The organism is Streptomyces sp. NPDC006335 (genome assembly GCF_040612795.1).
Taxonomy (GTDB): Bacteria; Actinomycetota; Actinomycetes; order Streptomycetales; family Streptomycetaceae; genus Streptomyces.
Genome location: NZ_JBEXQX010000013.1, coordinates 34,519 through 49,213 on the forward strand (window position 1 = coordinate 34,519; position 14,695 = coordinate 49,213).

9 protein-coding genes and 2 pseudogenes are annotated in these 14,695 nt (G+C 68.4%); 4 read left to right on the top strand and 7 right to left on the bottom strand.

The genetic code is table 11. The features are described 5' to 3' along the window. Positions 1–45: 45 nt before the first annotated feature. On the bottom strand, positions 46–465 hold the full coding sequence (locus tag ABZ098_RS30320) for a hypothetical protein (RefSeq protein WP_356596518.1): 420 nt from the start codon (positions 463–465) through the stop codon (positions 46–48). 377 nt (positions 466–842) lie between these two features. Between ABZ098_RS30320 and ABZ098_RS30325 the strand changes: the two are divergent. Then, positions 843–2,057, top strand: a pseudogene (locus tag ABZ098_RS30325) (helix-turn-helix domain-containing protein). Between the two features lie 184 nt (positions 2,058–2,241). Then, positions 2,242–2,793 (top strand): snapalysin family zinc-dependent metalloprotease, encoded by a 552-nt coding sequence (locus tag ABZ098_RS30330; protein WP_356596520.1) that lies wholly within the window; start codon positions 2,242–2,244, stop codon positions 2,791–2,793. 51 nt (positions 2,794–2,844) lie between these two features. On the opposite strand, the gene ABZ098_RS30335 is transcribed toward ABZ098_RS30330, so the two are convergent. The 5 genes and pseudogenes from ABZ098_RS30335 to ABZ098_RS30355 form a co-directional block, all read right to left on the bottom strand. Continuing rightward, positions 2,845–3,153 carry an aldehyde dehydrogenase family protein gene (locus ABZ098_RS30335; RefSeq protein ID WP_356596887.1) on the bottom strand — a complete coding sequence of 103 codons (309 nt, stop codon included), beginning with the start codon at positions 3,151–3,153 and terminating at the stop codon, positions 2,845–2,847. A gap of 237 nt (positions 3,154–3,390) precedes the next feature. Continuing rightward, complete coding sequence (locus ABZ098_RS30340; protein ID WP_356596522.1) at positions 3,391–5,859, bottom strand: RICIN domain-containing protein; 2,469 nt, start codon at positions 5,857–5,859, stop codon at positions 3,391–3,393. Between the two features lie 145 nt (positions 5,860–6,004). Beyond that, positions 6,005–8,626, bottom strand: a complete 2,622-nt coding sequence (locus ABZ098_RS30345) for a carbohydrate-binding protein (protein WP_356596524.1) — start codon at positions 8,624–8,626, stop codon at positions 6,005–6,007. A gap of 134 nt (positions 8,627–8,760) precedes the next feature. Next, positions 8,761–9,840 (bottom strand): LacI family DNA-binding transcriptional regulator, encoded by a 1,080-nt coding sequence (locus ABZ098_RS30350; RefSeq protein WP_356596526.1) that lies wholly within the window; start codon positions 9,838–9,840, stop codon positions 8,761–8,763. A 956-nt stretch (positions 9,841–10,796) separates the two neighbouring features. Next, positions 10,797–10,907 (bottom strand): annotated as a pseudogene (locus tag ABZ098_RS30355) (GNAT family N-acetyltransferase); the annotation flags it as partial. Positions 10,908–10,995: 88 nt separating this feature from the next. On the opposite strand from ABZ098_RS30355, the gene ABZ098_RS30360 reads away from it, so the two are divergent. After that, complete coding sequence (locus tag ABZ098_RS30360; protein ID WP_356596889.1) at positions 10,996–12,240, top strand: helix-turn-helix domain-containing protein; 1,245 nt, start codon at positions 10,996–10,998, stop codon at positions 12,238–12,240. Positions 12,241–12,486: 246 nt separating this feature from the next. Beyond that, the gene (locus ABZ098_RS30365; protein ID WP_356596528.1) at positions 12,487–14,355 is read left to right on the top strand and encodes an AMP-binding protein; all 1,869 of its coding nucleotides are present in this window, start codon (positions 12,487–12,489) and stop codon (positions 14,353–14,355) included. Positions 14,356–14,524: 169 nt separating this feature from the next. Here the strand turns inward: ABZ098_RS30365 and ABZ098_RS30370 are convergent, their stop codons facing one another. After that, positions 14,525–14,695 carry a hypothetical protein gene (locus ABZ098_RS30370; protein WP_356596530.1) on the bottom strand — a complete coding sequence of 57 codons (171 nt, stop codon included), beginning with the start codon at positions 14,693–14,695 and terminating at the stop codon, positions 14,525–14,527.

The following is a 14,695-nucleotide window of genomic DNA, read 5'->3' on the forward strand; positions in this document are numbered from 1 at the left end:
GGCTCCTGGCGGACTGTGGGGCGTGCGGACGGTCAGGGTATGCGGCTACTTGATCACCGCGTTGGACGCCTCGTTGACGGAGTCGGCCGCCTTCTGCGGCGACTGCTGCCCGAGCCACACCTGGTTGAAGACGTCCTGCACCTCGACGTTATAGGTAGCCCACGATGTGGTCAGCGGGTATCCGAACGTCATGCCCTCGGGCTCCTTGGAGAAGGCGCTGACGTCCACACCTTGCTTCTGCCAGACGGCCACGAAGTCCTGGTTGAGCGCGGGGATGCCGGGCCACACCGACCCCGTCGCGACGATGATCTTCTGCGCCTCCTGGGAGGCCAGCCACTTCACCAGTTCCCCCGCCTCCTTCGGGTGCTTGCAGCCGACGTACAGGGCATTGCTGAGCCCGTTGTACACCGTCCCCTTCCTCATCGGACCAACGGGCAGCTCGGCCACTTCGAAGTTGCCCTTCATCGAGGACCGGTAAGGCGTTGAGATCCCAGCTGCCGTCCCACACTACGGCCGCCTGCTTCCGCGCCATGACCTGCGGCAGTGCGGCCCCGTTGGGGGGCTGTTGACGGAGGCGGGAACCGCCACGTGGTACTTCAGCCGCAGTCCTGGTTGAACTGCGGCTTGCAGTTCTGCGTGGCCGCGTCCCACCAGTCGGTCGGGCCGTTGGCCGACGAGAGGGCGAGGCCGTACTGCTTGCCGTCCTGCTGCCAGCCCGCCAGCGGTGTCCGCGCCCTGTGGCGGCTCTCTCCCCGACCGTAGCGAGCCGCTCGCCGTTACTGAAAGGTGCGTGACCCGAGCCAGAGGCGATATGAGTCTCCTCCGGTCGAAAGGAATGTCTCGTGGCAGCACCCACTCCGCATGGTGTGCCGAGCGGCCCCGAAGCCCCTTCGATACCGCCCGCGTTGGCCGAACCGCTGCGGAACGACCTCGAAGTCGTTGCTGACGAGGTGGTACAGACGGTACTCAAGCACGCTCCCGTGTACTCGGGGCCCCCACAGGAAATCTCCGATCCCGCGTCGTGGAGGCACGGACGCTCTTCGTGGATCTGATCGCCGACCCTCGGAGTCAAAGCAACGCCGTCGCGGCCAAGTACCACGCATTGGGGCGGACCGTGGCCAAGGAAGGCCGCAGCTTGGATGCTCTGCAGTCTGCGCTGCGCGTAGGGGGGATGCAGGCCTGGCGCCGGCTGAGCCGCACGGCGGAGGGGATGGGGCTGGGCTCGGGAGTGTTGTCCGCACTCGGCGAGCTCGCGTTGCACACGGCACACGAAATGGCGGGGGCCGCGGCCCGGGGATACGCGGAGGAACAACTGCGCAGTTCCGACCAGGTGGAGCGACGTCGGCGCCGTCTGATCGGACTGTTGCTGGGCGAAGGCCCGGTGTCTCTGGAAGCCGTGCACGAGCTGGCTCACGGCGCACGTTGGCCGGTCCCTCAGCAGGTCGCGGTGGTCGCAGTCGCGTCGTCGCCGGACATACGGGAAGAGTGGTGGCCGCTGACCGCCCCTGACGTCCTCGTCGACATGGAGTCTCGGCCACCCCGCATGCTGGTGCCAGATCCACATAACCAGACCCACTTCGCCGGGCGGGCTTTCGCGGCGGCCGTACGCGAGCGCCCGGCCGCAATTGGTCCCGCGGTCTCCCTGACCAAGGCGGCACGGTCTCCGGTGTGGGCCTCACGCACCCCTCGGACTGATGGGCCGTGGGGTTCTGCCCCGGCAGGGAGTCGTGCGCTGTGTGGACCACCTTGCCACGCTCCTGCTGCGCAGCGACGAGCCGCTGCTCGACGAACTGCGGTCGCAGGTGCTTGCTCCGCTGGACACGGTCTCGGCAGAACAACACTCGCGGCACGCCGAGACACTGCTGGCGTGGCTGCTCAGCGGCAACAAGGTGCCTGACGTCGCCGCCCGTCTCCACCTCCACCCGCAGACGATCCGCTACCGTCTACGCCAGCTCAAGCAGCTCTTCGGGGAGGCTCTGAACGACGCCATCCGCCTCGACCTCATCCTCGCCCTGCGCGCAGAATCACTACGTGCGCCGGATTCGCCTGGTCGGTGAGCGCCAATTGATCTGCAGGTCAGTGTCTCCTGGGCTCACGTTTCCACAGCGACTGACACAGAGCCGAGAAGCGTACGCGAAGGGTCATCTACCGGCCACCCCTCAAATGAACCGGCCTGAAGGTGCGTAGAGGACTACTCCCGAGATCTCTAGCCTCCTTTGAAAATCGAATGGAGGCGTTTCTGTGGCCCGAGCACTGAACCTGTTGTCGACGGCGGTCCTGACGTCCGGTGCCCTGCTGGGTGTCAGCACTCCGGCAGGCGCGGCCGACTCTGCCCCTGAGGTCATTCCGATCGACTTGATGCTGGCCGGTTCCTATACGGACGCGGCCCGCGAGGCGATCGAGATCTGGAACACGGCCGTCCCGTCGATCAAGTTGGTCGAACAGGACACGCCGGCACCACTTCGGGTCATGGAGTACAAGACAGCCAGGGGAGTCCAGTCCCACGTCAACATCAAGGGTGCCGGGCGGGGCTGGGTGTACCTCGAAGTCGGGGACGCCCAGCTGTACAAGCCTTCTCGCATCGTCGTCCACGAACTGGGCCACATCCTGTCGCTGCCCGACCTGGGCCCAGGCAGCCCCTGCTCCAAGGTGATGTCGGGCGCCTGGGGTGGATCGGACTGCGTCAACGATCAGCCAGACGTTGCGGAGAGAGCCGCCGTCAGGAACTTCTTCGCCACCAACAATGTCGGCGACAAGGTCCCTTGGTGGGGATCGGCGCTCGCTGCACGGTAGGTCGAGTTGCCATCGGGCCGCCGACCGGGACCGCCGCCAGGACCCGCATCGTCATCTCCAGGCGGCGCCCCAGTAGCTGCGCCTGTTGGTGAACTCGCGAATGCGGGCGGCCGCCAGTTCACGGCCCTGGCCGCTGCGCGTGGTGCCTCCGAAGGGCAAGCGCGGGTGGGAAGCCACGATCGCGTGGGCGGAGGCCGCTCCGCTGGTGATACGGCTGGCGAGGGCGGCACCGCCACCGGGGTCGGACGGCCAGATACTCAAGCCGAGCCCGTACGGCGGGGCGCTGGCGAGCCGTACGGCGTCCTCGGCGTCCCGGGCGATGATGATGGCGGCAAGCGGGCCGGAGTCTCCTCGTCGCAGGCACGCATGCCCGGGCCGGTGTCCGGCAGGACGGTCGGCTGGCTAGAAGTAACCCTCGCCGGGGAGCGGCTTGCCTCCGTTCAGCAGTCGGGCGCCAGCGGCGACGATGACCCGATAGGTGCGCCGTGCCGCGGCCGAAGGAGTGCAGCCCACCACCGATGTACAGCAGACGGAGCAAGGCAGACCGGCATGCGCCGGTCTGCCCTCTCCCGGGGCCGTGGTCGAATTGTCAGGTCGTCACGGGAGCTTCACCAGCGTCCACTGCTGGTTCGTGGTTCCTCCGGCGGGCCACTGGTCGATGATTCCTCCGTCGGCGGTGGAGTTGCCGAGGACGTCTACCCGGTAGCCGTCCAGACGGGACTCGATGATGTAGTTGCCGTTGTCGGTCGGGGCGATCTGCCACTGCTGGTTCGGACTGCCGGTGGGGCCCCACAGCTGCAGCTGAGTACCGGGCCAGGCGGTGGCGTGGTCGATGTCCAGGGCCTTGCCGCTGCCGACGCCGACGATGCTGTAGTAGCCGGCGCTGTTACGGGCCAACTTCCACTGCTGGTGGGTGCCGCCGCTGTAGGTCCACTGGCCGATCTTCGTGCCGTTGGCGGTGGCGGCACCGACCGCGTCCAGCGCCTTGCCGCTCTGGACGCCGACGATCTTGTAGGTGCCGGAGAGGTCGGGCACGGTACCCGGGGTGATGGAAAGGTTGGAGTACTGCACGGGGTAGTAGCCGGCGGTGCCGAGACCGACCAGGCCGCCGCCGTAACTGCTGTCGGTGACCGTGCCGACGGTGGTGCCGTCGATCTTGGCGGTGATGGTGCTGCCCTGGAAGGACAGGGCCAGCTTGTGCCAGGTGTTCGTGCCGGGGGCGGTCACCGTGCCGCTCGCCAGGGTGGTCCACGCCCATGAACTGTTCGACTTCAGCAGCGACCATGCGCCGGTGTCCGACAGCCGCAGGTGATAGGCGCCCAGCCCACCGTTGTTGGTCGCCTGGGTGCCGACCCTGCCGAGGATCTCCGCGGCGCTGCCGCTCTTCTCCAGCAGGACGTCGGAGCTGACGGTGTAATTGCTCCAGCCCGTGTCGCCCATCATGGTGTAGGGCTGGGGGCCGGGCTGGGCGACCCAGGTGATCGGCATCATGGGAGCCGTCTGGCGCAGGCACTGGCCGGTGCGACCGCCGGAGCAGGGGGCGGCCTGGAAGGCGCCGTTCATGGTGGCGAGGTACTTGGCCTCCTGGCCGGTGCTGTAGCCGGCGAAGGAGTCCGAGTAGGGCAGTGCGAGCTGGGCGCGCTGCGGCGGGGTGGTGCTGCCGGCGCCCCCACCCGTGCTGGTGGTCACCGTGTAGACGTGGCCGGGGTCGAGGGTGAGGGTGTAGGTGCCGCCGGTGGCCGTGAGGTCGGCGTTCTTCACCATGTGCGGGTTGCCGAGGCCGGGCTGCGAGAGGTCGGTGGACCACACGTGCAGGGTGCCGTCGGGCAGACCGCCGGCGACGTTCAGGGTGACCGTCTGCGGTGCGGTGGCGTCCATCGTCTCGAGGACCGTGCTCCAGGCGCTCTTGTCGGGCGCGCCGTAGCTGACGTAACTGCCGTTGGCGCGGGCGCCTCCGAGATACCCGCTGGCCGTGTCGAGGTACTTCCAGCCCGGAGAGGTGAACTGGGTGGTCTGGCCGATGACCCAGGCCGTGCGGCCCACGGTGTAGTTGCCGGACCAGGGCTGGTTGGCGCTGACCAGACCGGTGGAGTTGAAGGACTGGTTGTTGTAGATCGACGCGACGATGGGCCAGTTGATGTAGGCGGTCATCTTGGCGTCGATGTAGCCGCGGTTGAGGGCGCGGGCGATCGGGGCCGCGCCGACCTCCGCGCCCTGCGAGCCGTTCTCGCTGGCCCATATCGGCTTGCCAAGCGTCTGGGCGTCGGTGGTGGAGGTGCAGGTGGTCATCGCGGAGATGCCCCCGCAGGGGTAGTGGGCGCCGGCGATGTCCACGGCGTTGTAGAGGGCGCTGTCGTTCTTCATGGCGGTGGCGATCGTCCAGGCGTTGTCGCCCCAGTTGTCGCCGCCGACCAGCTTGGTGGAGGTGTAGCCGTTGGCGATCAGGGCCGACTTCAGGCTCTCGTACCACGAGGCGCTGAAGACGTGCTCGTTCCAGCCGCCGAGGTAGTCGATGGTCAGCCCGTGCTGCTTGGCGCAGCCCAACCACGCCATGTAGTAGTCGACCATGTCCTGGCTGTGGAAGGTGCCGTTGCCGACCCAGCCGGGGGCGCCCCAGGCCATGGCGGAGAGCTTGATGTTGGGGTTGCGGGCCTTGGCCTGCTCCATCAGCCACCACTCATAGCCCGCGTTGCAGTCGATCTGTCCCCGGGAGTGCTGGAAGCTGATCTCGGCGCCGTCGGTGGAGTTGACGTCGCCGCCCATCTCCACCTTGAGGATCTGCAGGGATGCGCCGTAGCCGGGCTTGAAGAGGTAGTCCAGGATTTCGCTGCGCTGGGTGGAGGGGTAGTCGAACAGCAGGCGGCTGTTGCCGCCGCCGCCGCTGATCGCGCCGATGCCGTCGAAGGTGCGGCCGCTGCTGGTGCCGTCCACCGTGATCGCGGTGTTGGTGGCGGCGTACGCGGTGGTCGGGAACCGCCCGCAGAGCAGGGCGAGCGTGAGGAACAGGGCGGCAGCGGCCGCTATTCGTCTGAGGTGTCTGTCGGGCAGACGCAGGATGTCGGGCAAGGGTCGGTCCTCCTGGGCGTTGCTTTCCGCGCGCCGGGGCCTGGGCACGGGTGAGAGGGAAACGGCGGTAGGGGTGCGAGATGCCAGTGGGCGCGGGACCGCGGAATCGGGTGGGCGCGGTCCCGCGCGCCTGGAAGCGAGGTCGTCAGCCGTTCACCGGGGCGACTTCGATGTAGTCGATGTCGGGCGCCCAGGCCGAGGGGTTGGAAAGCTTCAGCGTGTTGGTGCCGGAGTTGAGCGTGACGGTCGTACTCAGCGTCCAGTAGTCGTGCCAGCTGTAGGTGTTGCGGAACGTCAGGGTGGTGGCGGTGCCGCCGTTGGCCGAGAGCTGCGCGGTTCGGGACTCGACGTTGGTGTTGTAGTTGCCGGTGCCCGCGCGGTCGTTCTGGGCGTAGTGGACGACGACCGTGTAGCGGCCCGCCGCCGACGTGTTGACGTTGCCGAAGGTGAGCGTGTTGGAGCTGCCGTTGCCGATGTAGCCGACGTTCTTGCCGCCGGAGGCCCAGGTGTCGGACTGCACCACCGCCTGCCCCGCCCGGGTGCCGTTCTCGGCCTCGTACTTGGTGACGCCGGTGGTGTCACCCGAGCCGGCCACCTTCAGGTCCCGCAGGGTGACCGTGGCGCCGCTGTTCGGGCTGACCTTGATCCGGTTGATGCCGGCGACCAGGTAGAGGCGGTTGCTCGCGGTGGTCGTGGCGCCGCTGGTGTTCGCCAGGGTGGCGACGGTGGTGCCGTTCAGCGCCAGGGCGGCCGTCCCGCCCGTGGAGGAGTAGTCGGTCTTCACGGTGTAGTAGCCGTCGGTGGGCGCGTTGGCGTCGAACGTGGTGCTGTCGCCGGAGTCCAGGACGACGGCGCCGGTCCCGGCCTCGCCCACGTTCCCGTACGACCAGCCGGGGCTGCCGCTGGTGTCGGCGAAGGTGGCCTCGTACAGCGTCTCCGGGTTGCTCTGCGCGGCCTCCAGGTCGATCTTGTCGAGGGTGACCTGGCCCGCGGAGGTGCCGAGGGTCGGGTCGGTTACGGCGAGGGAGACGGTGTGGCTGCCCGCGCTGAGGGTGACCGGAACGGTGACGGTGGAGCGGTACTGCCAGTTCAGCGTGGAGGGGTAGTTCACGAACCTGGGGTTGGCGCCGTCGATGCGCAGGACCTGCTGGGAGGGCGAGCCGTTCTGGTTGCCGTAGAAGATGCGCAGGTTGTAGGAGCCGGAGGACGGGACGCTGACGGTGAAGACGACCTTGCTGGTGCTCTGGTTGAGGTAACCGACGTCCTTGGTGCCGGAGGTCGCGTACTTCTGGGCCTCGCTGTAGTTGGCGCCGTTGCCCTGGGTGACGACGGAGCCGCTGGTGATGGCGGCGTTCTCGGCCTCGTAGGAGGCACTCCATGGCACGCTGGGTGTGACCGCGGTGCCGCCGCCGTTCGGGGTGACCGTGATGCGGTAGGCGGACATGGCGTTCAGGCCGGTCAACGGCACGGTGATGGAGCCGCTCGACGGGGTGTAGGCCGCGCGGGAGATGGTCTGCGGTGGCTCGGAGGAACCGTCGTAGCCGCTCCAGTCCAGGGCCTGGACGGTGACCTCGACCTTGCTGCCGAAGGTGGCGCTGGGGATGTTGTCGATCACCACGTTGGTGTCGGTGGCCGACCCGCCGACGATGACCTGGGCCTGCTTGCTGGTGGTGTCCAGCGAGGCCATGCCCTGGAGGGTGTCCTGGACGCCTGGCTGCGGCGGAGTCGTCTTGACGGTCTGCCCGGTCATCCCGGCGTACCAGTGCCAGAACCACCATGCGCCATTGCCGCTGTTGGTGCGGACGGTGTTGCCGTCCATGTTGCCGGCCATGTCCCAATAGGGCTGCTGGGCGTAGACCTTGGTGTCCTCGAACATCGTGGCCCACTGCACCATCTGTCCAGGCACCGACAGGTCGCGCCGGTTGGCGTACTCGTCGATGTTGATGGTGATCGGGCTGATGCCGCGGGCGCTCTCCAGGGACCGGTATGTGGCGTAGTGGCTGCGGTAGGAGGAGAGGGAGCCGGGGCCGAGTTCGTGCCAGGTGAAGACGTCCGGCAGTTGGTTCTTGGACTTGGCGTAGGTCAGGAAGTCGCCGAAGAACCTGCTGAGGTAGTTGGCGGTGTTGGGCCCTCCTATCTTCGCGCCGGGCAGGTCGCTGCGGATCCGGTCGTAGACCGTGCTCCAGTCGGCCTCGAACTTGGTGAGGGCGTTCTGGTAGGTGGTGGTGTTGCTGCTGCCGAGGCCGCTGTACCAGTTGCCGTCGGGCTCGTTGAAGGGGACGAAGACGACCTTGTCCGCGTACGAGGTGCCCTTGATCGCATTGACCGCGGCGTCGACCTTGGTCAGGTAGTCGGCCATGCCGAGGTTCTGGTACGGCCAGTCCGAGTATTCGTCCTGGATGTTGGTGTACATCGTGCCGCCACCGTTGCGGAAGAACGACGGAGCGACGTCCAGGATGTCCCCGTTGGGGTGCTGGGCGCCGTTGGGGGGCTTCTGCGATCCGGTGGTGAGCTTCAGGGGCGCCAGCAGGTTGTCGCTGGGCACGCCGTCGTCGCTCTGTCCGTAGAGCGCTCCGTTCGAGCCGCGCAGGACGGTGCCCGTGGTCGTACCGAGGTCGACGGTGAAGGTCTGACCGGCGGCCTCAGCAGTCTGGGGCACGGCGATGGCCGTGCCCACCAGGGCGGTGACGGCCAGCAGTGCTCTGGTCCAGGTTGCTCTTCTACGGCCGGACGGGGCAGCGCCCGGGGTGCGGGAAACGAGGGACATGAGACCTGGCTTTCCCCTCCCATGACACGGTGGGAGGACGGATCGGGAGTGGAGTGTTACCGCTCACATTGGCCCTGCGGGTGGAGTGGTGCAGGTGTCTTTGGTCGCAGGAGCCCGCAGGCTCGGGAGGACTGTCAGATGGACCGGTGCGGCACCGGGCCGGTGCTCTCCCGGACGATCAACTCCGGTTCGGCCCAGGCGGGTAACGTCGGGGCGTTGTCCGGGTCGAGCAAGCGGTGCAGCATCCCGAAGGCGCCGCGTCCCAGCCCCTCGAAGTCGAGCCGTACGGTCGTCAGCGTGGGATGGGTGTACGCCGCGTACGGCGCGTCGTCGAAGCCCATGACACTGAGGTCACCCGGCACGTCCCGGCCCGCTTCCCGAGCCGCCCGGAGCACACCGAGCGCAAGGTCGTCGTTGCCGCAGAGTACGGCGGTGACCTGTGGGTCGGCGACAACGCTGCGGGCGGCAAGGTACCCGGATCGCGGGTTCCAGCCGCCTTCCAAGAGCTCGGGGACAGAGCGGTCGGCGCCCTGGAGTGCGTCCCTCCAGCCCATGGCGCGCTGCCCGACGCGGGCCGTCGAGGACGGGATGCTCAGATAGTGGACGGTTCGGTGCCCGAGGCCGAGCAAGTACCTGGTGGCCCGCACCGCGGCTGCCCGGTCGTCCAGCCATGCCTCCAACCTGACTCCGGGGTGCTCCTGCTGTGGGCGCTCCACTACCGCCGCAGCCGGGAACTCCGCGGGCAGTGCACGCCAGACCCGTTCTCCGGACGCATTGAAGGCGATGACCAGGACAGGTTCCCCTGGGCGGGCGAGTCGGCCCGCGACGTCGTCCGGCGTGAAGCGGGAGCGCTCGTCGAGGACGCTGACCGACACGGCGAAGTCCGCCGCCCGGGCCGCCTCCTCTATGCCCCGCAGAGCGAGGGCAGCCCCACACAGGGTGGTGTCCGAGGTGAGCACGGTCACCGAGCGCACCACTCCCCCGGCCAGCGCGCGGGCCAGGCGGTTGGGCCTGTACCCCAGGTCCTCGATGACGCGAAGCACTCGTTCTCGCGTGGATCTCTTGACCCGCGGGCTGCCGTTGACGACACGGGAAACGGTTTGGTGGGAGACGCCGGCCGCCGTTGCGACATCACGGAGACTGACCGACCGGTTGCGCCCCGGGCCGTCCCTGCACGGCTCCACGTCACGGCTGGACGGGATTGCTTCGCTCATGTCGGTCGGCTCCTACCGGCTGGTCGTCGCTGAGCTAATCGTCCGCGGCTTCGGCCTGACCGAGAGGGTGGGCCTCCCGTTCACGTGGGCCGCCCCCTGCAGCGGAGGTGAGGCCGTGCTCGACGTGGCGGAGCGGGTACGCCTTCGCTCCTGCTCGGATCCAGCCCTGACTTCGCGGTGCGGAGTACGTGGACACCGACTACGACGATCCGCCCACGAAGACACCGCAATAGAAATGTCAGCGGTCACATTTCGCTCCGGTCGTGCAGCCCGTCCGAGTTCGGAAGGAGCAACGGTCAGGGAACCCAGGGGACAAAAACGCCGGATGAGACGCCGACGCGCGTGCGACTGCGGGGCTGTCCGTCAGTGGCGCGATTGAGTGTTACCGCTCACACTTTGGGTGTCAATAGGTGTCGCTGAGATCAATCAACGGTGACTGGCGGCCGACAGGGATCGCCCTCAGCGGGCCTGCCCCGGCGGCGGCCCTGTCGTGACCTCGCCAGAACTGCGCGTCATGTTGTGCCCGCCTGTACCGCGCAGGGAGCGGCTACTGCCGCTGCCCCAGATGGGCAGCTGTGGGTGGTTGCAGCGGACGGGCGCGGGCCTGAGCCGGTTCCAGGCCGTGCCCCGCAGCGGCACATGCGGCCCAGTGCTCGGCACGGCCCCACCGGTCTACGGCCGGGTCGGCCACCCCCGCCGCAGACCCGGCTCACCCTTCGCCGATCGCGGCTACGACCACGACATCTGTCGCGACCAGGTCCGCGGCCGCGGCATCGTTCCGGCCATCACCGCGCTGTACCTCGACACGGACCCGAACGGTGTGGTCATGCTCGCGGCCGGTTCGGTCCACGACGACCAGGACTGCACCGTCGGCAAGGACTCATCCGCCTGGACCATTAAGAACGTGGAGACGGGGCGTTTTTGTCTGGCGACGAGCTCCAGCAACAACAGCGGCAGCTGGCCTCGACTTCGTCACGGATCGCGCGATCCACCGCCCGCAGCAGACTCTCGTCCACCTGACCGGCGGGAACGATCGTCACGCCCGAGGGTGACACGACGGCGCCCAGCCGGCGTCATCGGTCCTTGTCGCGCGTCGGTTCATCCCGGTGACCTCCCGGCGGGATGACGTCGTGGCTCCCCTAGGCTGAGGCCGTGATGCGCCGATCAGGTCAGGTGGCCGCCCTCAGCGAGGTGGCCGACGTCATCGCGGCTCAGCGGCAGTCGCTGGCCGAGGCGGCTCTGGAGGCCATGCGGACAGAGATTCCCGGCTACGCCGCCCTCGTGGATGAAGCGCTGCTGGCCGACGTGGTGATCCACGTGACGGAGGCGGTCGACGCGCTCAGCGTCAGCCTGGTCCGCGACCGACCGGTCACGGACGACGATGTGGCGTTCGTCCGCCCGCATGCCGCACGGCGGGCGCGGCAGGGTATGCCCCTTGTCGATTTCATGCACGCGCTGCGCATCGCGCACCGCGTGATGTGGGAGGCCATCGCCGATTGGGCGGTGCGCACGACCGGTGGGCGTGACGCCGCGCTGGAAGCGGGCGGACTCGTCATGGAGCTGATCAACCGGGGCAGTACGGTCGCGGCCCGGGCTTATCTGGACGAGGAACAGTTCCTGGCCGTGGAAGGCGACCGCGTGCGCCGGGACCTGCTCGAAGACCTGATCGCGGGTCGGGAGCCGGCGCCAGGACCACGGCTGACCCCGGCCACGAAGGCCGGGCTGCATCCCGATACCCCGTGCGCCGTGGTGGTCGCGGTGCCCGTGGGTCCCGTCAGCGACGCATACGGCTTCCGTTCCGCCGCCTCGCTCCTGGGCCAGGCCGCAGGGGATCCGGCGCGTTCGCTGACCGTGCTGCGGCAGGACGAGATCGTGATCGTGCGGGCGCTGCGGGACAGCGCTCGCAGTGTGTCCGGGGAACCCGTGAGGACGGCCTGGCGAACCCTCGCCGACCAAGGGACACGGCTGGCGGTGGGCATCAGCACGCGGTACGACACCGTCATCGACCTGGGTAAGGCGTACCACGAGGCCGTCTCGGCGCTGGGCACGCTTCCGCCGGAGGGCGGTGTCGTCGGCCTGTCCGATCTCAGCGTGCTGGACTATCTGACGCTCCGGGCTGACGAGACCGCCGCACGGATCGTGCCGACGGCTCTCCGCACCTTCGTGACGGAGGACTCCAGGGCGGACGGCACCCTGATCAGAACCGTGGAGGAGTACGCGGCCAACGATATGAACGTGAAGGCCGCGGCCCAGCGGCTCGGTGTCCACATCAACACCGCACATCACCGTCTGGCTCGGGTCGAGGAACGGACGGGGTGCGACCTGCGCAGGCTCGCCGACCTCCAGGAGCTACTGATCGCGATCAGACTGTTCGGAGGCGGCTCCGGAACCGCGGTGTGACCCGATCACCTCGACAGGTGGAGGACCGATCACCTCGCTCCACAGCGGTGTGATCCGATCACAGTGCAGCGGTCGCTTTGTTGGGCGTCATGCCCGATGCCATGCGCTCCACGGATGCCTAGCGTTGCCGTCGTCGAACCCGCGCACTCACGCCGCGGCTTTGCCGACGCCGCAGCAGCCTTGTGTGCGCGTCGGGTCTGTCGAGCGTGTGTTCCGGTACGAGCCGATCGACGGGAACTGAGCCAGATGACCGACCCCACCCCCATACCCGCCACGCTCTGTGCTGCCTTCCAGCGCACGGCAGCCGTCGCGCCCGACACGGTGGCTCTGCGCACCGTGGGCGCGACGCTCACCGTCACCTGGCGGGCCCTCGCCGAGGACGTGCGCCTCCTGGCGGCCGGGCTGGCCGGGCTTGGAGTCAGGCGCGGTGACACTGTCGCGCTGATGATGACCAACCGGCTCGAGTTCTTCCCCGTCGACCTCGCGGCCCAGCACCTGGGCGCCATCCCGTTCTCCGTCTACAACACACTGCCGCCGGCCCAACTCGCCCACGTCCTGCGCAATTCCGGAAGCAGGGTGATGGTGTGCGAGACCCAGTACCTTCCCGTCATCCGGGAAGCGGGCATAGCCATCGAGCATCTCATTCTGGTGGACGGCGACGAAGCCCCGGCGCGCGGCGACGAAATCCTGACGGTCGGCGACGAAGCGAAGCCGGCGCAAGACACCCTCAGTCTGGAGACCCTCCGCGCCCGGGGCCGGGCGAACACCGCCTTCGACTTCGAGGCTACCTGGCGCTCCGTCCAGCCGGACGACGTGCTCACCCTGATCTACACCTCGGGAACGACCGGCCCTTCGAAGGGCGTGGAGATCACCCACGCCAACCTGCTCGCCCAAGCCGCGGGAGTGGCACAGGTACTTGACTTCCGCTTCGGCGACCGGACCACCTCCTACCTCCCGTCAGCCCATGTCGTCGACCGCTTCACCTGCCTTTACGCACAGGCAATCTTCGGTGTGCAGGTCACGGTCGTGTCCGACATCAAGGAGATCGCCAAGGCCCTGCCGGATTGCCGGCCGACGATCTGGTGCGCCGTCCCCAGGGTCTGGAACAAAATCAAACAGTCCGTGGAAATCGGCATCGAGAGCGAGCCGGACGCGGCCCGGCGGGCGGCCGCAAGGGAGGCGTTGGAGACCGGTTTCAGGCGTACGCGCCTGCTGCAGGCGGGCATGCCGGTCGACGATGAGCTCGCCGCCGCGAACGCCAAGGCAGACGTCGGCGTCCTGTCGGCCCTGCGGTCCCGTCTGGGGCTGGACCAGGTGCGGTGGGCGGTGACCGGCGCGGCACCCACGCCGCCGGTGACCCTCGAATTCTTCGCCGCGCTCGGCGTCCCCATCTGCGAGGGCTGGGGCATGTCCGAGCTGAGCTGCTTCGGCGCCGTCAGCCCGCCCGCGCAGGCACGCTTCGGCACCATCGGCACACTGCTGCCCGGCCTGGAAGCACGCCAGGCCGCCGACGGCGAACTCCTGGTGCGCGGGCCGTCGGTGACGAGGGGCTACCGCAACGACCCCGACCGGACACGCGAAGCCTTCGACCAGGACGGCTGGTTCCACACCGGCGACGTCATCGTGTCCGACCCGGACGACTACCTGACCATCGTCGACCGCAAGAAGGACCTGATCATCAACGAAGGGGGCAAGAACATCTCGCCCGTCACGGTCGAGACGGCCCTCACCACCGCCAGTCCTCTCATCGGCACGGCTGTGACCATCGGCGACGGCCGCCCCTACATCACCGCTCTGCTCGTCCTGGACGCCGAGGCCGCAGCGGCCTTCGCCGCCGAGCACGGGCTGCAGCCGGACCCGCGTGCTCTCGCCCGATCCCCCTTGGTGATCGACGCCTTGAAGGCCGCCGTGGCGGCGGGCAACAGCCGGCTGGCACGCGTCGAGCAGGTCAAGCGCTTCCGGGTGATCCCCGCGTACTGGGACGCGACGAGCGACGAACTCACCGCCACCTTGAAGCTCAAACGGCAGAAGATCGCCGAGAAGTACGGCGCGGACATCGCCGCACTGTACGCCGACCCGATCCCCTCCGACGTCCACGAGCCGGCCGACCGCTGACCGGCACCATCCGCACAGCCAAGAAAGAAAGAGGGAGGTGAGCGGGCATGAAGTGGAAGGCTTCCCCCGGCAGCGCCGAGCATGCACGATCCCCGCGAGGCCCCGTCCGACGCCGACTGGCAATCTCAGGATCTCTGATCCTCGCGGCAGGGCTCTGCGTAATGCCGGTTCACGGCGCGAGCGCGGCCGCGACCACAGGCCCCGGCCAGCCGATCCGGTCCTGCGAGAGCCTCACGGCTTTGCGCTTCTCGGACGGCACGACGGTCACCAGGGCCGCGCAGACCACCACCACTCCGGCGATCTGCAACGTCGAACTGCTGGTTCCCCAGAGCATCCACAT

Bases quoted from the DNA above. Each gene is read 5' to 3' on its own strand.
- ABZ098_RS30320 (WP_356596518.1), bottom strand. From the start codon at position 465: ATGAAGGGCAACTTCGAAGTGGCCGAGCTGCCCGTTGGTCCGATGAGG.
- ABZ098_RS30345 (WP_356596524.1), bottom strand. From the start codon at position 8,626: ATGTCCCTCGTTTCCCGCACCCCGGGCGCTGCCCCGTCCGGCCGTAGA.
- ABZ098_RS30350 (WP_356596526.1), bottom strand. From the start codon at position 9,840: ATGAGCGAAGCAATCCCGTCCAGCCGTGACGTGGAGCCGTGCAGGGAC.
- ABZ098_RS30360 (WP_356596889.1), top strand. From the start codon at position 10,996: ATGCGCCGATCAGGTCAGGTGGCCGCCCTCAGCGAGGTGGCCGACGTC.
- ABZ098_RS30365 (WP_356596528.1), top strand. From the start codon at position 12,487: ATGACCGACCCCACCCCCATACCCGCCACGCTCTGTGCTGCCTTCCAG.
- ABZ098_RS30370 (WP_356596530.1), bottom strand. From the start codon at position 14,695: ATGTGGATGCTCTGGGGAACCAGCAGTTCGACGTTGCAGATCGCCGGA.